This window comes from Kribbella sp. VKM Ac-2568, from assembly GCF_004345365.1.
GTDB classification, from domain to species: Bacteria; Actinomycetota; Actinomycetes; order Propionibacteriales; family Kribbellaceae; genus Kribbella; species Kribbella orskensis.
Map to the genome: position 1 here is coordinate 57412 of NZ_SLVF01000010.1, position 20210 is coordinate 77621.

14 protein-coding genes are annotated in these 20210 nt (G+C 67.8%); 11 read left to right on the forward strand and 3 right to left on the reverse strand.

The window, feature by feature from the left end; translation table 11 throughout:
• Nucleotides 1-763: 763 nt before the first annotated feature.
• Nucleotides 764-1609, reverse strand: coding sequence for a PAC2 family protein (locus tag EV648_RS27680; RefSeq protein WP_132297925.1), 846 nt, complete (start codon nucleotides 1607-1609; stop codon nucleotides 764-766).
• A gap of 248 nt (nucleotides 1610-1857) precedes the next feature.
• Here EV648_RS27680 and metH point away from each other — a divergent pair, with 248 nt between their 5' ends.
• The 8 genes from metH to EV648_RS27720 all read left to right on the forward strand — a co-directional run bounded on the left by metH (nucleotide 1858) and on the right by EV648_RS27720 (nucleotide 13972).
• Complete coding sequence (metH, locus tag EV648_RS27685; RefSeq protein ID WP_255512877.1) at nucleotides 1858-5361, forward strand: methionine synthase; 3504 nt, start codon at nucleotides 1858-1860, stop codon at nucleotides 5359-5361.
• Nucleotides 5358-6008, forward strand: a complete 651-nt coding sequence (locus EV648_RS27690) for an HAD family phosphatase (RefSeq protein WP_132297927.1) — start codon at nucleotides 5358-5360, stop codon at nucleotides 6006-6008. Before metH ends, EV648_RS27690 begins: the two co-directional genes overlap by 4 nt.
• A 50-nt stretch (nucleotides 6009-6058) precedes the next feature.
• The gene (locus EV648_RS27695) at nucleotides 6059-7627 is read left to right on the forward strand and encodes an ABC transporter substrate-binding protein (protein ID WP_132297929.1); all 1569 of its coding nucleotides are present in this window, start codon (nucleotides 6059-6061) and stop codon (nucleotides 7625-7627) included.
• 247 nt (nucleotides 7628-7874) lie between these two features.
• Nucleotides 7875-8867: an ABC transporter permease gene (locus EV648_RS27700; protein ID WP_132297931.1), complete on the forward strand. Its 993-nt coding sequence runs from the start codon at nucleotides 7875-7877 to the stop codon at nucleotides 8865-8867.
• A gap of 55 nt (nucleotides 8868-8922) precedes the next feature.
• Nucleotides 8923-10704, forward strand: coding sequence for an ABC transporter substrate-binding protein (locus EV648_RS27705; protein ID WP_132297933.1), 1782 nt, complete (start codon nucleotides 8923-8925; stop codon nucleotides 10702-10704).
• A 96-nt stretch (nucleotides 10705-10800) separates the two neighbouring features.
• On the forward strand, nucleotides 10801-11814 hold the full coding sequence (locus EV648_RS27710; protein ID WP_132297935.1) for an ABC transporter permease: 1014 nt from the start codon (nucleotides 10801-10803) through the stop codon (nucleotides 11812-11814).
• A gap of 44 nt (nucleotides 11815-11858) precedes the next feature.
• Nucleotides 11859-12887, forward strand: a complete 1029-nt coding sequence (locus EV648_RS27715; protein WP_132298289.1) for an ABC transporter ATP-binding protein — start codon at nucleotides 11859-11861, stop codon at nucleotides 12885-12887.
• A gap of 26 nt (nucleotides 12888-12913) precedes the next feature.
• Nucleotides 12914-13972 carry an ABC transporter ATP-binding protein gene (locus tag EV648_RS27720; RefSeq protein ID WP_132297937.1) on the forward strand — a complete coding sequence of 353 codons (1059 nt, stop codon included), beginning with the start codon at nucleotides 12914-12916 and terminating at the stop codon, nucleotides 13970-13972.
• Between the two features lie 55 nt (nucleotides 13973-14027).
• Here EV648_RS27720 and EV648_RS27725 read toward each other — a convergent pair whose 3' ends face one another.
• Nucleotides 14028-14306, reverse strand: a complete 279-nt coding sequence (locus EV648_RS27725) for a hypothetical protein (protein WP_132297939.1) — start codon at nucleotides 14304-14306, stop codon at nucleotides 14028-14030.
• Nucleotides 14246-14761, reverse strand: a complete 516-nt coding sequence (locus EV648_RS27730; protein WP_132297941.1) for a sigma factor — start codon at nucleotides 14759-14761, stop codon at nucleotides 14246-14248. The genes EV648_RS27725 and EV648_RS27730 overlap by 61 nt, the downstream gene beginning before the upstream one ends.
• Nucleotides 14762-14990: 229 nt before the next feature.
• On the opposite strand from EV648_RS27730, the gene EV648_RS27735 reads away from it, so the two are divergent.
• From EV648_RS27735 to EV648_RS27745, 3 genes are all read left to right on the forward strand, one after another.
• On the forward strand, nucleotides 14991-15830 hold the full coding sequence (locus EV648_RS27735) for an MIP/aquaporin family protein (protein WP_132297943.1): 840 nt from the start codon (nucleotides 14991-14993) through the stop codon (nucleotides 15828-15830).
• A 39-nt stretch (nucleotides 15831-15869) separates the two neighbouring features.
• Complete coding sequence (gene glpK / locus EV648_RS27740; RefSeq protein WP_132297945.1) at nucleotides 15870-17387, forward strand: glycerol kinase GlpK; 1518 nt, start codon at nucleotides 15870-15872, stop codon at nucleotides 17385-17387.
• Nucleotides 17388-17461: 74 nt separating this feature from the next.
• Nucleotides 17462-19174, forward strand: a complete 1713-nt coding sequence (locus EV648_RS27745) for a glycerol-3-phosphate dehydrogenase/oxidase (protein WP_241995643.1) — start codon at nucleotides 17462-17464, stop codon at nucleotides 19172-19174.
• The last annotated feature ends 1036 nt before the right edge of the window (nucleotides 19175-20210 follow it).

The following is a 20210-nucleotide window of genomic DNA, read 5'->3' on the forward strand; positions in this document are numbered from 1 at the left end:
TGGCGGCTTGTAAGGCGCCAGTGGCCGGACAACCCGTCATCGGGAGGCCGATCGCAGGCCCGGGTCCGCCGGCGGCACAGGTGCCGTGCAGTTGTGGGGACCGCGGACACCTTTTCGGGGGTGTGACCGCCGGTGGCGGTGCGGTGGTGGGGACCTCGGACACCGTGTGGGGAGCTGGGACAGGTCATGTCGTGTCCGGGGTCGCGACTTGGTGTCTGAGCCCGCACTTTGTGCACCGGTTGAGTGTCCGGGTCGCCGGGATCTGCTCAGCTCGGGCTGGTGCACAAGGTGCCGGTTTCGGGAGTCCCGCTTCCCCTCCGCGCAAAGGAACACCCCGAACTTCCGGGCGAGGCAGCTCCCCGAGCTTCCAAGCAAGGCAACTCCCCGAGCGTCTGGCGGAGGAGCATCCCGGGCCTTGTCGCCACACCTCTGAGCGGCTCCGGGATAGCTGCGTTCCTTCCCTGGTCGGGGTGGTGTGGGTCCAGAGTCGGAACTTGTTCCGATCCCGAAGGGACGCCGAAGGCGCTCACTGGTGCACACCACCCCGACTAGCACGATCACGCAGCCCGGGGACGCAACCACCTCCGCCCATGCCGGTGGCAGCACCTCCGCCCATGCCGGTGGCAGCACCTCCGCCCATGCCGGTGGCAGCACCTCCGCCTATGCCGTTGGAACCGCCCGCGCCCTGTGCCGGTGACCCCACCTCCGCTCGTGGCAAGGCGGATCTCCCGGCAGCAGGCGGCCGAGGTACGGGGGTACAGCGTTAGTCGGGGCGGTCGGTGTTGCGGCGGCGGAGGTAGCGTTCGAATTCGGCGGCTATGGCGTCGCCGCTGGCTTCGGGGAGGTCGGTGGTGTCGCGTTGTTCCTCCAGGGAGGCTACGTACTCGGCGACCTCGGGGTCTTCCTCGCTGAGTTCGTCGGCGCCTCGTTGCCAGGCTCGGGCCAGTTCCGGGAGGTCGCCTTCGGGGATCGGGAGGTCGAGCAGGGCCTCGACCTTGCCGAGCAGGGCGAGGGAGGCCTTGGGGCACGGGGTGCCGGCGATGTAGTGGGGGATCGCGGACCAGATCGAGACCGACGGTACGCCGAGGGTGCTGCACAGGTCGGCGAAGACGCCGGTGATGCCGGTCGCGCCCTCGTACGTCGACGGCTCCAGGCTCCAGGACGCGGTCAGCTCCGGGTCGGACGAGGAAGCGCTGACCGGGATCGGCCGGGTGTGCGGGGAGTCGGCGAGCAGGGCGCCGAGGACGACGACCAGCTGTGCGTTCGACTCGTCCACCAGCTCGAGCAGCTCGCGGCAGAAGCCCCGCCAGCGCATGTTCGGCTCGATGCCGCGGATCAGCAGCACGTCGCGGTCGGTGTCCTCGGGACGGGCCAGGAAGACCCGGGTGGTCGGCCAGGTGAGCCGCCGGATGCCCTCGTCGTCGAAGTTGACCTGCGGCCGGTTCACCTGGAAGTCGTAGTAGTCCTCGGGGTCGATCGCGGTGACGAGCTCCGCATCCCACTCCTCGATCAGGTGGTCGACCGCTCCGGTGGCCGCCTCGGCCGCGTCGTTCCAACCCTCGAACGCGGCGATCACGACCGGATCTCTCAGGTTCGCGAGATCTACCACTCGCCACCCCCTGTCCTAGTCGTCTGTAAGTAGCCCTTCCGGCGCTGCCCGAAGCCGCCGGTGCCGGACTGCCAGCCTACGTGCATAACGAGTCCGGCGGCGGTGGTTTCACAGGCAGCGGAAAGTGTCGTGACACCGCATTACCATCTGAGACGGCTGATCAGATACCGGATCGCTGGGCTTGGCCTGGGACCGGGAAGTGGTCAACTGGTTCTTCCCAACGTCAGGCCCTATGTCTGGAGGCCCCGGTGGCTGCAGCAGTGTCCGAACGTCGTGATGACCGTCCCGACCTGCGGGAGGTGCTCGCGCAGCGGGTGGTGGTGGCCGACGGGGCGATGGGCACGATGCTGCAGTCCTACGACCTGTCGCTGGAGGAGTTCCAGGGCTACGAGGGCTGCAACGAGATCCTCAATGTGACCCGGCCGGACGTGGTCCGCGAGATCCACCGGGCGTACTTCGACGTCGGCGTCGACTGCGTCGAGACGAACACCTTCGGCGCGAACTTCGCGAACCTTGGGGAGTACGGCATCGGCGAGCGGATCTACGAGCTCAGCGAAGCCGGCGCCCGGCTGGCCCGCGAGGCCGCGGACGCCGCGTCGACCCCGGATCAACCACGCTTCGTGCTCGGCAGTGTCGGCCCCGGCACCAAGCTCCCGACGCTCGGGCACACCACCTTCGCCATCCTTCGGGACGCGTACGCCGAGAACGCGCGCGGCCTGATCGACGGGGGAGCGGACGCAATCCTGATCGAGACCACCCAGGACCTGCTCCAGACCAAGGCGAGCGTGATCGGCGCCAGGCAAGCGCTTGCGGCGAGTGGGTCGACCATCCCGGTGATCGTCTCGGTCACGGTGGAGACGACCGGCACGATGCTGCTCGGCAGCGAGATCGGCGCGGCTCTGACCGCGCTGGAGCCGCTGGGCATCGACCTGATCGGGCTGAACTGCGCGACCGGGCCGAAGGAGATGAGCGAGCACCTTCGCTACCTGAGCCGGCACTCGACCATCCCGCTCACCTGCATGCCGAATGCGGGCCTTCCGCAACTGACGGCCGACGGCGCCTTCTACCCGCTGACCCCCGAGGAGCTCGCGGACGCGCACGAGACCTTCGTCGACTCGTACGGGCTGTCCCTGGTCGGCGGCTGCTGCGGTACGACGCCGGAGCACCTGCGCCAGGTGGTTGAGCGGGTCGGTGGCCGTCCGGTGCAACCGCGTCAACCGCAGCCCGAGCCAGGCGTGTCGAGCCTGTACCAGCACGTCCCCTTCCGGCAGGACACGTCGTACCTGTCGATCGGGGAGCGGACCAACGCGAACGGGTCGAAAGCGTTCCGCGAGGCGATGCTGGCCGAGAACTGGGAGGGCTGCGTCGAGATCGCCCGGGCGCAGATCCGTGACGGAGCCCACCTGCTCGACCTCTGCGTGGACTACGTCGGCCGGGACGGCGTCGCCGACATGAAGGAGGTCGCGAGCCGATTGGCGACCGCCTCGACCTTGCCTATCGTGCTGGATTCCACCGAGCCCGCAGTACTGCAGGCCGGGCTCGACCTGCTCGGCGGGCGGTGCGCGCTGAACTCGGTGAACTTCGAGGACGGGGAGGCGTCAGAGTCCCGGTTCGCGCGGATCGCCTCGCTGGCTTCGGAGTACGGCGCTGCCGTGGTGGCGTTGACCATCGACGAGCAGGGGCAGGCGCGGACCGCCGAGCACAAGGTGGCGATCGCGGAGCGGTTGCTCGACACGTTGCAACAGGAGTACGGGATCGTGGGGCACGACGTACTGATCGACTGCCTGACGTTCACGCTGGCGACCGGGCAGGAGGAGTCGCGCCGGGACGGGATCGAGACGATCGAGGCGATCCGCGAACTGAAGCGGCGCCGCCCCGACGTGCAGACGGTGCTCGGCCTGTCGAACATCTCGTTCGGCCTCAACCCGGCCGCGCGGCACGTGCTGAACTCGGTGTTCCTGCACGAGTGCGTCCAGGCTGGGCTCGACTCGGCGATCGTGCACGCGAGCAGGATCATGCCGGTCGCGAAGATCCCGGACGACCAGCGCGAGGCCGCGCTCGACCTGATCTACGACCGGCGCCGCGAGGGGTACGACCCGCTGCAGCAGTTGCTCGAGCTGTTCGCCGATGTGAAGGCGTCCGACCTGAAGGCGAGCAAGCTGGAAGAGCTGCTCGCGCTACCGGTGAACGAGCGGCTCAAGCAGCGCATCATCGACGGTGAGCGCGCCGGCGTCGAGGCCGACCTCGACGAATCGCTTGCCAATGGCAAGAAGGCGCTCGACATCATCAACGAGGACCTGCTCGAGGGCATGAAGGTGGTCGGCGAGCTGTTCGGGTCCGGCCAGATGCAGCTGCCGTTCGTGCTGCAGTCGGCCGAGGTGATGAAGACCTGCGTCGCGCATCTCGAGCCGCACATCGAAAAGACTGACGATGAAGGCAAGGGCACGATCGTGCTGGCGACGGTCAAGGGCGACGTGCACGACATCGGCAAGAACCTGGTCGACATCATCCTCACCAACAACGGCTACAGCGTGGTCAACCTCGGCATCAAGCAGCCGGTGAACGCGATCCTGGAGGCCGCCGAGGAGAACAAGGCGGACGTGATCGGCATGTCCGGGCTGCTGGTGAAGTCGACCGTGGTGATGAAGGAGAACCTCGAGGAGCTCAACCAGCGCGGACTGGCGCAGCGCTGGCCCGTCCTGCTCGGTGGTGCAGCATTGACCCGCGCGTACGTCGAGCAGGACCTCGGCAATCTCTTCGAGGGCGAGGTCCGCTACGCCCGGGACGCCTTCGAGGGACTCCGGCTGATGGACGCCGCGATGGCCGTGAAGCGAGGTGTGCCGGGCGCGGCGCTGCCCGAGCGGAGGCAACGCCGGGTCAGGTCCGCCACGAGGACGCTCGACCGGCCGCTCGACGAGATCCCCGCGCGGTCCGACGTCGCGCTGGACAACCCGGTACCGAAGCCGCCGTTCTGGGGTGAGCGGATCGTCAAGGGGATCCCGCTCGCCGACTACGCGGGGTACCTGGACGAGCGAGCGACGTTCCTGGGCCAGTGGGGTCTGCGGGCCACCCGCGGCGCCGACGGTCCGTCGTACGACGAGCTGGTCGAGAGCGAGGGCCGGCCGCGGCTGCGGATGTGGATGGACCGGGTGCACACCGAGGGCATCCTCGAGGCGGCGGTGGTCTACGGGTACTGGCCCTGCTACTCCAAGGGCAACAGCCTCGTGGTGCTGGATCCCGGCTCTCACACGGAGCTGCACCGGTTCGAGTTCCCGAGGCAGCGCCGGGACCGGTTCCTCTGCCTGGCGGACTTCTTCCGGCCGAAGGATTCCGGCGAGCTCGACGTGGTCGGGTTCCACCTGGTCACGATGGGCCCGAAGGTGGCCGAGGTGACGGGGGAGCTGTTCGCGCGGAACGCCTACCGGGACTACCTGGAACTGCACGGGTTGTCCGTGCAGCTGACGGAGGCGCTCGCGGAGTACTGGCATTCCCGGGTGCGCGACGAGCTGGGGTTCGGCGGCGAGGACGGCGACCTGGACGGGATGCTGCGGGACCAGGCGTACCGCGGCTCGAGGTACTCGTTCGGGTACCCGGCGTGCCCGGATTTGGAGGACCGGGCGAAACTGGTGGGGTTGTTGAGGCCGGAACGGATCGGCGTCCACCTATCTGAGGAGCTGCAGTTGCACCCGGAACAGTCCACCGACGCCCTGGTGGTTCACCACCCCGAAGCGAAGTACTTCAACGCCTCATGACCCTTCAAGCGGTGCTCTGGGACATGGACGGCACGCTGGTGGATTCCGAACCGATCTGGGCCCGGGTGCAGATCGACCTGCTGGCCTCGCTTGGCGCGACCTGGACGATCGAGGACTGCGTCTCCCTGGTCGGCAGCGGCCTCGGTGACGCGGTGAAGGTGTGGATGTCGCGCATCCCGGCCGGGGCGATCGAGGCCGACGAGCTGGCCGGGCGGATGTACGCCGAGGTGGAACGCTCGCTGAAGGAGGAGGTCGACTTCCGCCCCGGCGCGGTCGAGCTCCTGCAGGCGCTCAAGCGCGAGGGGATCCCCTGCGCGCTGGTGTCGGCGTCGTACCGGGTGATGATCGACGCGGTGCTGTCGCACCTGCCGCCGGACCTGTTCGACGTGATCGTCGCCGGGGACGAGGTGACCAACAACAAGCCGCACCCCGAGCCCTACCTGACCGCCGCCCGCGAGCTGGACGTCGATCCGGTCGACTGTGTGGTGATCGAGGACTCACCAGGCGGTACTGCGTCCGGGACCGCGGCCGGTGCGTTCGTCGTCGTTGTGCCGCAGTGGGTGGAGATCCCGGCGGGGCCGCGACGGCAAGTGATCGAGTCGCTCGAGACCGTCACGCCGGACGCGCTGCGAGACCTGCTCCGTTGACGGGATACCTTCTTTCTGGGACCCGCGGGGGTGTTCTGGGGAAGGGTGGAATGGTGACAGTGCTGTGGCGCCGGGGCGCCTGGGTGGTCGCGGTCGGCGTGCTGGCGGGATCTCTCGCAGCCTGCGGCAAGCCCGCCCAGACCACGCACCAGGGTGGTGAGGCGCCGAAGGACATGGTCCTCAAGGTCGTCACCGCAGACACCGTCACCTCGCTCGACCCGGCCGGTCCCGCCGAGGTCGGGTCCCGCACCCTGCAGGCGAACCTCTACCAGACCCTGCTGACGATGACCCCGGACAAGCCGACCCCGGTGCCGGACGCCGCCGACTGCCAGTACGACGCGCCCACGACGTACACGTGCAGCCTGAAGAACGGGCTGACCTTCCCGAATGGGCACAAGCTGACCTCGTCGGACGTGAAGTTCAGCTTCGACCGGATGCTGCGGCTGAAGACCCCGGGCGGTCCGGCGGCGTTGTTCGGGTCGGTCGCCTCGGTGAGCACGCCGGACGAGCTGACCGCGGTGTTCACCCTGAAGAAGCCGGACGCGCGGCTGCCGTACCTGCTGACCATCACCGGCGCCTCGATCGTGGACGAGGAGTCCTACCCGGCGTCGAAGCTGGTGAACGACAAGGCGATCGGCAGCGGGCCGTACCAACTCACGTCGTACAAGCCGGGCGTGCGGGCAGTGCTCGCCAAGTTCAGGAAGTACAAGGGCGCGCGCGGGGCGCTGAACGACGGCGTCGAGGTGAGTTTCGTCTCAGACGCGACGTCGCTGACCAACGTGATGACCCAGGGCAAGGCCGACCTCGGAGTGCACGGGTTCGGGCCCGGCGCGCTGGACCGGCTGCGTACGGCGAACCAGGTGCAGGTGGTCCAGGCGCCGTCCGCGGAGATCCGTTTCTTCGCCTTCAGCATGAAGTCTCTCGTCGCCCGCAGGCCCGCCGTACGACGGGCCGTGGCGCAGCTGATCGATCGCCAGGCCATCGCGAAGAAGGCGTACGGCGATCGCGCCACCCCGCTGTACTCCGTGGTTCCGCCGGGATTCGGCGGTCAGGTGGACGCGTTCCGCTCGCAATACCAGGAGCCGAGCAAGACCGCAGCTGCCGCGATCCTGCGTGACGGGGGCATCACCACGCCAGTGACGCTCACGGTCGGCTGGACGCCCGCGCAGTACGGCGCGGGCGCCAAGGCGGAGGTGCTCGAGCTGAAGCGGCAACTGGAGGTGTCGGGGTTGTTCAAGGTGGTCCTGCGCAGCGTCGAGGGGCCGCGGTACCAGCAGCTGGCCCGGGCCGGGGCGTTCGACCTGTACCACGCCGGCTGGCTGCCCGACTACCCCGACAGCGATGACTACCTGGCGCCGTTCCTCCGCGATGGGGGGCTCTACCAGAACGGCTATCGGAGCGCGGCGGCGACCAAGCTGCTGGATCAGGAGATCGCCGAGCAGAACCAGCTCGATCGCGAAGAGTCACTGAAGAGCCTGCAGTTGCTGATCGCTCAGGAAGCACCCGTCATCCCGACCTGGCAGGGGCAGTTGCCGGTGGTCGCGGCCAAGGGTTTGCAGAACGTGGCGGAGGCGGCGAACCCACTGTCATTCGTCTACTTTTCAGGCTTGCGGAAGTAATGAGGCGGGTGCGGCGACCTGCTACTGCCTGGACTTCTCCCATCACGCACAGCGAGGCGATCGCAACCCCGGGTAGGGGCATGCTTTACTGCGAGTTGTCCCACGATACGGGACGATTTCCTGCGCATCACGATCGGGCAACGCAGCACTTTCCGCGTTTGACTCCGGGCAGTAATGGCGGCAGGTTAAGGCGGCAGCTACACCGGTTTCCGCCGGTCCGACGACTTGAGGCAGGGGTACCCATCGCGTGACTACACCACTCGAGGTCGAGCCGGGATCGGCGTCGGCACAGCCGGAAGCCGTGGTCCAGGGCGTCGGCAAGATCGAGGGTCGGTCGCTCTGGCAGATCTCGTGGATCCGGCTCAAGCGGGACAAGGTCGCGCTCGCCGGTGGTGCTGTCGTCCTGCTGCTGATCCTGGTGGCGACCTTCGCTCCGCTGATCTGCAAGATCATCGGCGTCACGCCGAACGACTTCCACCAGGACCTGATCGATCCGTCGCTGCAGACCCCGATCGGCAAGTGGAACGGCATCAGTGCGGACCACCCGTTCGGGATCGAGCCCGTGAACGGCCGCGACATCTTCGCCCGGATCGTCTACGGAGCCCGGATCTCGCTGCTGATCGCCTTCCTGGCGACGCTGCTCTCGGTGGGCATCGGCACGGTGGCGGGGGTCGTGGCCGGATACTTCGGCGGCTGGGTCGACTCCCTGATCAGCCGGCTGATGGACATCTTCCTGGCCTTCCCGCTGGTGCTGTTCGCGCTGGCGCTGGTCGGCGCCGTGCCGGACCAGCTGCTCGGACTGAAGGGCGACTCCCTGCGGGTGGCGCTGATCGTGTTCATCATCGGTTTCTTCAGCTGGCCCTACATCGGCCGGATCATCCGCGGCCAGACGCTGTCGCTGCGGGAGCGGGAGTTCGTCGACGCGGCCCGGAGCCTCGGCGCCCGCCGTCCGTACATCCTGTTCACCGAGCTGCTGCCGAACCTGATCGCCCCGATCCTGGTGTACGCCACGCTGCTGATCCCGACCAACGTGCTGTTCGAGGCGGGTCTGTCGTACCTCGGCGTGGGTGTCCGGCCGCCGACGGCCAGCTGGGGCGACATGCTGTCCATCGCGGCGAACTGGTACCAGGTCGCGCCGCTCTACATGGTTCCGCCCGGCCTGGCCATCTTCATCACGGTGCTGGCCTTCAATCTCTTCGGCGACGGGCTGCGAGACGCCCTCGACCCGCGGTCGCGATAGGACTTCTCTCCAACCAGGGAGCCTGGCTCTCACGAAAAAAGGGGTGCAACAACAGATGAGATGGAATCGCATCACGACGGCCACCGCCGTCAGTGCGGCCGTCGCCTTGAGCCTGGCGGCTTGCGGGGGCAATGACAACTCGGGCAGCGGCTCCGGCAGCGGCAGCGGCGACACTGCCAAGGCCGAGTACAACTCGGCCGTCACCGGGACATACAACCCGAGCGACAAAAAGGGTGGCACGCTCCGTATGGCCATCACCGAGAAGTGGGACTCCACGGACCCCGGTGACACCTACTACGGCCTGTCCTGGAACCTGGTGCGCAACTACGTCCGGCCGCTGATGGTCTTCAAGTCGGCTCCGGGCAAGCAGGGCGCTGAGGTCGTTCCGGACCTCGCCGAGGCCGCCGGTGTGCCGAGTGACGACGCCAAGACCTGGACCTACAAGATCCGCAAGGGCGTCAAGTACGAGGACGGCACCGAGGTCACCTCGAAGGACGTCAAGTACGCCGTTGCCCGCTCGCTGGACAAGGCGACGCTACCGAACGGCCCGACGTACTTCAACGACTTCCTGCTGGACGTGCCGAAGGGCTACAGCGTCTACAAAGACAAGTCGCTGGCCGGTGTCGCCAAGGCGATCGAGACCCCGGACGACCAGACCATCGTCTTCCACCTGAACAAGTCGTTCTCCGGCTTCGACTACTTCGCCCAACTGCCGGCCACCGCACCGGTCCCGCAGGCCAAGGACACCGGGTCGAAGTACCAGCTGCACCCGATCGCGACCGGTCCGTACAAGTTCGAGAGCCACGACCCGAACAAGGGCCTGACGCTGATCCGCAACGACCAGTACGACCCGGCCTCCGACCCGAACTCGGGCCGCAAGGCGCTGCCGGACAAGATCACGGTCGCCTACAACGTGAACGGTGCCGACATCGACAACCGCCTGCAGGCCGGTGACCTCGACGTCGACATCGCCGGTACCGGTGTGCTGGCGGAGACCCAGGCGAAGATCCTGGGGAACCCGCAGCTGAAGGCGAACGCCGACAACGTCCCGGCGCCGCGGCTGAACTTCACCGTGTTCAACGGCGAGGTCAAGCCGCTGGACAACATCAACTGCCGCAAGGCGATCCTCTACGCGGCCGACCATGAGGGCTACCAGCGTGCATACGGCGGTCCGGTCGGTGGCGACATCGCCACCAACATGATGCCGCCGCTGGTGACCGGCGCGGTGAAGTTCGACGACTACGGCTTCGAGGCCGACAAGAACGGCAACGTGGACAAGGCGAAGGAGGCGCTGACGGCGTGCGGCATGCCGACCGGCTTCAGCACCAACATCGCGTACCGGGCGGACCGACCCAAGGAGAAGGCGGTCGCGGAGTCGCTGCAGCAGTCGCTGAAGCGGGTCGGCATCAACCTGACCCCGAAGGGTTTCCCGACCGGTGACTACACCAAGCTGTACGCCGGCAAGCCGGACTACGCGAAGGCCAACAGCCTCGGCCTGATCGTCTACAGCTGGGGTGCTGACTGGCCGGACGGCTTCGGCTTCCTGAGCCAGATCGTCGACAGCCGGGTCATCCGCGCCACCGGTGGTAACACCAACCTCGGCGTCCGGATCCCCGAGGTCGACACTTTGATCGACCAGGCGCTGAAGGAGACTGACAAGGCGGCCCGCGAGAAGATCTGGGTCGACGTCGACAAGAAGGTCATGGAGCAGGCCGCGGTACTGCCGGGCATCTGGGCCAAGGGCCTGCTGTACCGGCCGACCACCTTGTCGAACGTGTTCGTGAGCGACAGCCAGAACATGTACGACTACGCCAGCATCGGTGTGGCCCAGAAGTAGTAGCGGGCTGCTCTGACCATTATTCGCAGCAGAGGTAGGTGAAGGCTGACGGTGGCCGGTGATCACGTGTGATCACCGGCCACCACGCCGAGCACGGTGTTCGCATATCTGGTCCGCCGGGTGATCGGAGCAGTGGTCCTGCTCTTCATCGTCACGGCTGTCACGTTCTCGATCTTCTTCATGGTCCCCAAGCTCGGCGGCGCGACCGCCGACGACCTGGCCTCGCGCTACGTCGGCAAGAGTGCGGGCGTGGAGCAGATCCACGAGACCGCAGTCAGGCTCGGCTTCACCGACCCTCTCTACGTGCAGTACGGCCGCTTCGTGAAGGGCCTGTTCGTCGGTCAGGAGTACAACTACGGTCCGGCGACGGAGCACTGCCCGGCGCCGTGCTTCGGCTACTCGTTCCTCACCCAGCAACCGGTCTGGCCGGACCTGGTCGACCGAATACCCGTTACTGCCTCGCTGGCCCTCGGGGCCGCCGTGATCTGGCTGCTGGCCGGAGTCGGCACCGGTGTGGTGTCCGCGCTGAAACGTGGGTCGTTCCTGGACCGGTCGCTGATGTCGGTCGCGCTGGCCGGTGTCTCGCTGCCGATCTTCTTCACCGGTCTGCTGTCACTGTCGATCTTCAGTTACGGCCTCGGCTGGACGGCCCAGGGCGGTACCAACCCGATGGACGCGTCCAGCCCGTGGGAGTGGGCGTACGACCTGCTCCTTCCCTGGATCACGCTCGCGTTCCTGTACGCCGCGGCGTACGCCCGGCTCACCCGGGCAGGCATGCTCGAGACCATGAACGAGGACTTCGTCCGGACCGCGCGGGCCAAGGGCCTGACCGAGCGGACCGTGGTCGTGGAACACGGCCTGCGCTCCGCGCTGACGCCGATCCTGACCATCTTCGGTCTGGACCTCGGCCTGCTGCTGGGCGGCGCGATCCTGACCGAGACGACCTTCTCACTGCCCGGCATCGGGCAGTACGCCGTCATCGCGCTGCGGGCCAACGACCTGCCCAAGGTGCTCGGCGTGACCCTGGTCGCCGCCTTCTTCATCGTGGTGGCCAACCTGGTCGTCGATCTCCTGTACGCCGTCGTCGACCCGAGGGTGCGAATCTCGTGACCGAACCTCAAGACCTCGTGACCCCTCAAGACACCGTCCAGCGGATCGAGCGCGGCGAGGCCTTCCTCGACGTCCGCGACCTCAAGGTGCATTTCCCGACTGACGACGGAGTGGTGAAGTCGGTCGACGGGATCTCGTTCCGGCTAGAGCGCGGCAAGACGCTCGGCATCGTGGGCGAGTCCGGCTCCGGCAAGAGCGTCACCAGCCTGTCGATCATGGGCCTGCACAAGGCCGGTACGGCGAGGATCAGCGGCGAGGTGTTCCTCGACGGGCAGGACCTGATCTCGGCCAGCCGCGAGGAGGTCCGCAAGCTCCGCGGCAAGCGGATGGCGATGATCTTCCAGGACCCGCTGTCGGCGATGCACCCGTTCTACACCGTCGGCCACCAGATCATCGAGGCCTACCAGGTGCACAATGACGTGAGCAAGCAGGTCGCGCGCAAACATGCGGTCGCGATGCTCGATCGGGTCGGCATCCCACAGCCGGACAAGCGGGTGGACGCCTACCCGCACCAGTTCTCCGGCGGCATGCGGCAGCGCGCGATGATCGCGATGGCGCTGTCCTGCGACCCCGACCTGCTGATCGCGGACGAGCCGACCACCGCGCTCGACGTGACCGTCCAGGCGCAGATCCTGGACCTGATCAGGGACCTGCAGCGCGAGTTCAACTCGGCCGTCATCATCATCACGCACGACCTCGGTGTGGTCGCCGAACTGGCCGACGACATCCAGGTGATGTACGCCGGCCGGGCGATCGAGTACAGCACGGCCGAGGACATCTTCGACCGGCCGCAGCACCCCTACACCTGGGGGCTGCTCGGCTCGATGCCGCGGATCGACCGGGAGCGCAGCGACCGGCTGATCCCGATCAAGGGCACGCCGCCCAGCCTGATCAACGTGCCGCCGGGCTGCCCCTTCAACCCGCGCTGCAACTACGCGCACCTGAACGGCGGCTTGAGCGAGACCGAGCGGCCGGAACTGTTGGACATCGGTAACGGACACCAGGTGGCGTGCCACCTCACCCCGGAGCTGCGCAAGCAGAGCTGGGAAACCGACATCAAGCCGAAGCTGTGAGCACACAGGGGACTGACGGAGCAACCGTGACGACGACTGACACCGACTCGACCGCAGCGAAGTCGCCGACCGGCGAGGAGCTGCTGTCGGTGACGGGCCTGGTGAAGCACTTCCCGATCCGCAGGGGCGTGCTACAGCGCCAGACCGGCGCCGTGCAGGCAGTGGACGGCCTGGACTTCACCGTCACCAAGGGCGAGACGTTCTCGCTGGTGGGCGAGTCCGGTTGCGGCAAGACCACGACCGGGCGGCTGCTGACCCGGCTGCTCGAACCGACCGCGGGCAAGATCGTCTTCGAGGGCCGGGACATCACCCACATGTCCGAGGGCAAGATCCGGCCGCTGCGCAAAGACGTCCAGATGATCTTCCAGGACCCGTACGGCTCGCTGAACCCGCGCCACACCGTCGGCAAGATCGTCGGCGCGCCGTACAAGCTGCAGCACGTGAAGACCGAGGGCGGCACCAAGAAGGCCGTCCAGGAACTGCTCGAGCTGGTCGGCCTCAGCCCCGAGCACTACAACCGCTACCCGCACGAGTTCTCCGGCGGCCAGCGGCAACGGATCGGGATCGCCCGCACGCTCGCGCTGCGGCCGAAGCTGATCGTCGCCGACGAGCCGGTCTCCGCGCTCGATGTGTCGATCCAGGCCCAGGTGGTCAACCTGCTGGAGGACCTGCAGAACGAGTTCGACCTGACCTACGTGATGATCGCGCACGACCTGTCCGTGGTCCGGCACGTGTCGGACCGGGTCGCGGTGATGTACCTGGGCAAGATCGTCGAGATCGCCGACCGGGTCGACCTCTACGAGACGCCGATGCACCCGTACACGCTCGCGCTGCTGTCCGCAGTACCGATCCCGGACACCAAGCGCAGGGCCAGGCAGGAGCGCATCCGCCTGCAGGGCGACGTCCCCAGCCCGATCAACCCACCCCCGGCCTGCCGGTTCCACACCCGCTGCTGGAAGGCCCAGGACATCTGCAAGACGGTCGAACCGCCCCTGCTCCAGCTGGCGCCCGGCCACCAGACCGCGTGCCACTTCCCGGAGAACCAGCCAGGCGGCGACGCCCCCAAGACCGGCACCGCCGGCTGACCTCTGCACCACTCACAACGTCCGCAGAACCGGTGAGGTTCTGCGGACGTTGGTGCTATCCGAAGTCCTGGACGATCTCGGTGCCGAGGGGGAGGGCGAACGCGGTGGTGCGTGGCGGGGTCCGGTCGAAGGTGTAGGTGGAGAAGGCCGGAGTGGTGACCTGGCAGGTCAGGGTGGTGGTGGAGCAGGTGAGGAGGTCCACCGGGGGAGCGGGGGCGTCGGCGCGGAGGCCGACGGCGGTGAAGGTGGTGTCGTTCAGCCACTGGCTGAAGATCAGCCGGGGGTGGCCGGGGTGGCGCCGGGCGAGCTTCTGGCCGGTCGAGACGGAGAACAAGTCCAGGGCGGCCGCGGCCGGGTCGCCTGGCCAGTTGTCGGCCGGCCCTGCCACCAGGTAGTCGGCGCCGGGGGAGAGGTACCCCTTACCTCGGTCAGGTCCTCGTAGTACCGCAGGACCAGCGCCGCCCGCTGCCGGAGCTCGTGCCACAGCCAGATCCGGGCGGTGGCATCGTGGGATTCCATCGGCCTATCCGGTACGTCGTTCCGCGGCCGCTCGGCACGCCAGGCCTTCCGGCGCCACCAGCTGATCGCGATGGTGGTGATCGCCTTCCGGGTGTACGCCTCGGCGTTGCCCGGATCGCGCAGCCGTCCCCACGCGACGTACGTCTTGGTGAGGCCCTCCTGCACCAGATCCTCCGCCAGCCCCCGCTCACCGGCCAGCAGATAGGCGTACCGGTACAACGCCCCGTGCCGACTGCTCGCGAACTCCGCGAACCCCGCTCCAGCTGCCATCTGGTCCCCTCGGCTCCACGACGCCCTGAGGCGTCTCCTGCCCGCCCTGACGCGATCGGGAGCACAAAGGGTTGGGCCGGCCGGACGAAGTCCTGGTCCGGTCGAGTGTCGCAGCTGGGAGGGCCGGACGGGCCGTTCGACAATGTCGAACGAGCAGCGTTGTGCCTCCTCGCTAACACTCCTACATTCCAGTTCTCCGTGGTCGTCACGGGGTGGAAGGGAGGTCAGCATGGCAACGACCGAGGTAGTCAAGTCGAGGACCCTTCTGGGGGAGTGTTCGGCCGAGTTCGCCGGAACATTCATCCTGATCCTGTTCGGTGTCGGTGTGGTCGCCCAAGTGGTGGCCGGCGGGATCGGGAATCACGACTCGATCGCGTGGGCCTGGGGCATCGGAGTGACCATGGGTGTGTACGTGTCGGCCCGCGTCAGCGGCGCCCACATCAATCCCGCGGTGACGATCGCACTGGCGGCCTTCCGCGGGTTCGCCTGGCGGAAGGTGCTGCCGTACATCGCTGCACAGTTCCTCGGCGCGTTCGCGGCGGCGATGGTGGTCCGCTGGAACTACTCCGAGGTCCTGCAGAAGTTCGACCCCGGCCTGACCATCAAGAGTCAGGGCGTGTTCTCCACCCTGCCGGGCAACGGCAACGTGGAACTCGGGGTCGGCATGTGGGGCGGTTTCCTCGACCAGATCATCGGTACCGCGATCCTCATGTTGGTCATCCTGGCCATCGTCGACCTCCGCAACACCGCCCCCGCAGCGAACCTCGGCCCGTTCATGATCGGTCTGCTCGTCGTCGGTATCGGGATGGCCTGGGGCACGCTGGCGGGCTACGCGATCAACCCGGCACGTGACTTCGGCCCGCGGCTCGCGTCCGCACTGACGGGATACGGGGGAGACGCTTTCAAGGACCAGTTCGGGGATCCCTACTTCTGGGTCCCGATCGTGGGACCGATCATCGGGGCGCTCATCGGCGCGTTCCTCTACGACCTGCTGGTCGGCCGGAACCTGCCGGTCGGCGACGCGGACGAGGAGCCGGGCCGGGTCCCCGAGGAGGAGACGACAGCATGATCCACGGGACCACAGCGCAGTGTGAGGAGAGGACTATCCATGGCTGACTTCGTAGGTGCAGTCGACCAGGGCACCACGAGCACCCGGTTCATGATCTTCGACCATTCCGGCAACGAGGTGGGCATCCACCAGCTGGAGCACGACCAGATCCTGCCGCAGGCCGGCTGGGTCGAGCACAACCCGGTGGAGATCTGGGAGCGCACCAGTTCGGTGATCCGGACCGCGATGAACGCGAACAACCTGCAGTCGAGCGACCTGGCGGCGCTCGGCATCACCAACCAGCGCGAGACGGCCGTGGTGTGGAACCGCAAGACGGGGCGGCCCTACTACAACGCGATCGTCTGGCAGGACACCCGGACCGACCGGATCGCGTCCGCGCTCGAGCGGGAGGGCAAAGGCGACGTGATCCGGCAGAAGGCCGGCCTGCCGCCCGCGACCTACTTCTCGGCTGGCAAGGTCCAGTGGATCCTGGAGAACGTCGACGGGGTCCGTGCGGCTGCCGAGGCCGGTGACGCCGTCTTCGGCAACACCGACACCTGGGTGCTGTGGAACCTCACCGGCGGCACCGAAGGCGGCGTACACATCACCGATGTCACCAACGCCAGCCGCACGATGTTGATGAACCTGGAGACGCTCGACTGGGACGACGAGCTGATCTCGTTCTTCAACATCCCCCGCCAGATGCTGCCGGAGATCCGGCCGTCGTCCGACCCGAACAAGTACGGCGAGACGCTGGTGAACGGCCCGCTCGGCGGCGTGGTGCCGCTGACGGGTGACCTCGGGGACCAGCAGGCGGCCACGGTCGGCCAGGTCTGCTTCAACCCGGGCGAGGCCAAGAACACCTACGGCACCGGCAACTTCATGCTGCTGAACACCGGGACCGAGCTGGTCCGTTCGAAGGCCGGACTGCTCTCCACGATGTGCTACAAGTTCGGCGACGACGCTCCTGTCTACGCGCTGGAGGGATCGATCGCCGTCACCGGGTCGGCCGTCCAGTGGCTGCGGGACCAGCTCGGCATCATCTCTGGCGCGAGTGAGACCGAGACGCTCGCTCGGCAGGTCCCGGACAACGGCGGCGTGTACTTCGTGCCGGCGTTCTCCGGGCTGTTCGCGCCGTACTGGCGGTCCGACGCTCGCGGCGCGATCGTCGGGTTGTCGCGGTTCAACACGAACGCTCACCTGGCCCGCGCAACACTGGAAGCGATCTGCTACCAGAGCAAGGACGTCGCCGACGCGATGGAGAAGGACTCGGGCGTCAAGCTCGAGGTCCTCAAGGTCGACGGCGGAGTCACGGCGAACGAGCTCTGCATGCAGATGCAGGCAGACATCCTCGGCGTCCCGGTGAGCAAGCCGGTCGTCGCGGAGACCACCGCGCTCGGCGCGGCGTACGCGGCCGGCCTGGCGGTGGGCTTCTGGAACAACACCGACGAGCTGGTCCAGAACTGGAACGAGGACAAGCGTTGGAACCCGGAGTGGGACGACGACCAGCGTGCGGCTGGGTACAAGGGCTGGGAGAAGGCCGTCCAGCGCACGCTCGACTGGGTGGACGTCGACTGACGCCGGCCCAGGCCAAGCGATAACACAGAGTAACAATAGGCAACAAGAAGTAAGACGAGGGAAGGAACAGCACAGTGGGCGCAGTGGCACTGTCACCGCAGGCGAGGACCGAGGCCATCGAGGCGATGGCGGACGGCCGGGAGCTCGACGTCCTGGTGGTCGGTGGCGGGGTGGTCGGCAGCGGGTCTGCACTCGACGCCGCAACTCGGGGCCTGACCACCGGGCTGCTGGAGGCTCGCGACTTCGCGAGCGGCACCTCCAGCCGGTCGAGCAAGTTGGTGCACGGTGGCCTGCGCTACCTGGAGATGCTGGACTTCCGGCTGGTGCACGAGGCGCTGCAGGAGCGCGGTCTGCTCCTGCAGCGCCTGGCACCGCACCTGGTCAAGCCGGTGCCGTTCCTCTACCCCCTGCAGCACCGGTGGTGGGAGCGGTTCTACGCCGGCGCCGGCGTCGCGCTGTACGACGCGATGGCCTTCAGCTCGGGCCACGGCGGCGGCATGCCCATCCACAAACACCTGACCCGCCGCGGAGCGATGCGGCTGGCCCCGAGCCTCAAGAAGTCCGCCCTGGTCGGAGCACTGCAGTACTACGACGCCCAGGTCGACGACGCCCGCCACACGATGGAACTCGCCCGTACTGCGGCGTCGTACGGCGCGCACGTCGCGAACCGGGTCAAGGTGACCGGATTCCTGCGCCAGGGTGAGCGGGTCACCGGGGTGCAGGCGAAGGACCTGGAGAGCGGGCGCGAGTTCGAAGTACGGGCCAAGCAGGTCGTCAACGCGACCGGGGTCTGGACCGACGACACCCAGGGGATGGTCGGCGAGCGCGGGCAGTACCACGTGCGTGCCAGCAAGGGCATCCACCTGGTCGTGCCGAAGGACCGGATCCAGTCCAGCACGGGGATGATCCTGCGGACCGAGAAGTCCGTGCTGTTCATCATCCCGTGGGGCCGGCACTGGCTGATCGGCACCACCGACACCGACTGGAACCTAGACAAGGCGCACCCGGCCGCGACCAGTAAGGACATCGAGTACCTGCTCGACCACGTGAACGCCGTGCTCACCACCCCGCTGACCCGCGAGGACGTGGAGGGTGTGTACGCCGGGCTCCGGCCGTTGCTGGCGGGGGAGTCGGAGAGCACGTCGAAGCTGTCCCGCGAGCACGTCGTCGCGCACGCGGCCCCCGGTCTGGTGGTTGTTGCCGGCGGCAAGTACACGACGTACCGGGTGATGGCCAAGGACGCGATCGACGCGGCCGCGAACGCGCTGGACGGGCGGGTGCCGAAGTCCGTCACCAAGAACACCCCGCTGGTCGGCGCCGACGGGTACCACGCGATGTGGAACCAGCGGCACCTGATCGCGCAGCGCTCCGGGCTGCACGTGGCCCGGATCGAGCACCTGCTCAACCGGTACGGCGCGCTGATCGACGAGGTGCTCGCCCTGGTCGAGGCGGACCCGTCGCTGGGGGAGCAGTTGCCCGGCACGCAGGACTACCTCAAGGCGGAGATCGTGTACGGCGCCACGAACGAGGGCGCCCGGCACCTGGACGACGTACTGGCCCGGCGTACCCGGATCTCGATCGAGGCCTGGGACCGCGGAGTCGAGGCGGCGGGGGCGGCGGCACGCCTGCTGGCGCCGGTGCTCGGCTGGGACGAGGAGACGATCGAGCGCGAGGTCTCCTTCTACCAGCAGCGAGTCCAGTCCGAACGCGACTCCCAGGAACAACCCGACGACGAGTCGGCCGACAAGGTCCGCCTGGGCGCCCCAGACATCGTCTCGCCCGCCTGAGTACGGCGCCGCGTCTCACCGGCCTGAGTACGGCGCCGCCTTCCCGCGCGGCGAGGTGTCCGGCCGTCGGAGCCAGGCGGGCATGCTCCTAGCAACCGCTGAGCCGAGCACCCACCCCGGCCGCCAACTACCCCAGTGCCCGAGGCAACCTGCCGCCGGCTCGACCCCTGCCTCGTGGTGCGCGTGCCGGTGTTGCGCTGGGGATGCTGGGCGGGGTGGTTCCGCCGGGCATGGGTGCGGGTTGTTCCGCCGGGCATGGGTGCGGGTGGTTCGCCCGGCAACGGATGCGGGTGGTTGGCGGTCTCCGCTGCGTGATGGTGCTAGTCGTGCTGGTGTGCGTCAAGAGCGCCTTTGGCGTCCCTTCGGGATCGAAACAAGTTTCAACTCTTGACCCACCCCATCCCGACCAGGGAAGGACGCAGCTACGCGGATCCCGCGGAGGAGTCTGAGCCGCATCGGGGTGGTGCTTTCGGGGTGGGGTGTACCGGGCGACGGAGGTTTGAGCCGGTCCGGGGTGGTGTTTTCGGGGGTGGGTGTACGGACCGACAGGTAGTACTGGGGGTGGTCGCGGAGGTTGCAGGCGTGGGGTGCCTGCCGGGGTGGTGTGTGCGGCGACTACTTCCTGTTCTTCGGTACGCCGGCGGGCCCCGGGGGTGGGTTTCCGCTGCGGTGGGTGGTGGTTGTGCCGATTCGGGGGCTGGTGCTGACGGGTTGTTCGACCGCTGGCGGGTTGTTCGTCCACTGGCATGTTGTTAGCCGGCTGGCCGGTTGTTCGGCCACCTGTGGCTATTTGCGGGTCCGCTGGCGGGTCGTTCGCCGGCTGGCGGCTTGTAAGGCGCCAGTGGCCGAGCAGCCCGTCATCGGGAGGCCGATCGCCGGGCTGGGCACGAACGGCGTGCGGTGGTGGGGACCGCGGAGGGCGGTGGGTTGTCGGGACCGGGGACACAGTGTCGGGACCTGGGGGACAGGTCAGGTCGTGTCCGAGGTCCCGACTTGGTGTCCGAGGGCCCTCCTTGTGCACCAGATGAGCGTCTTT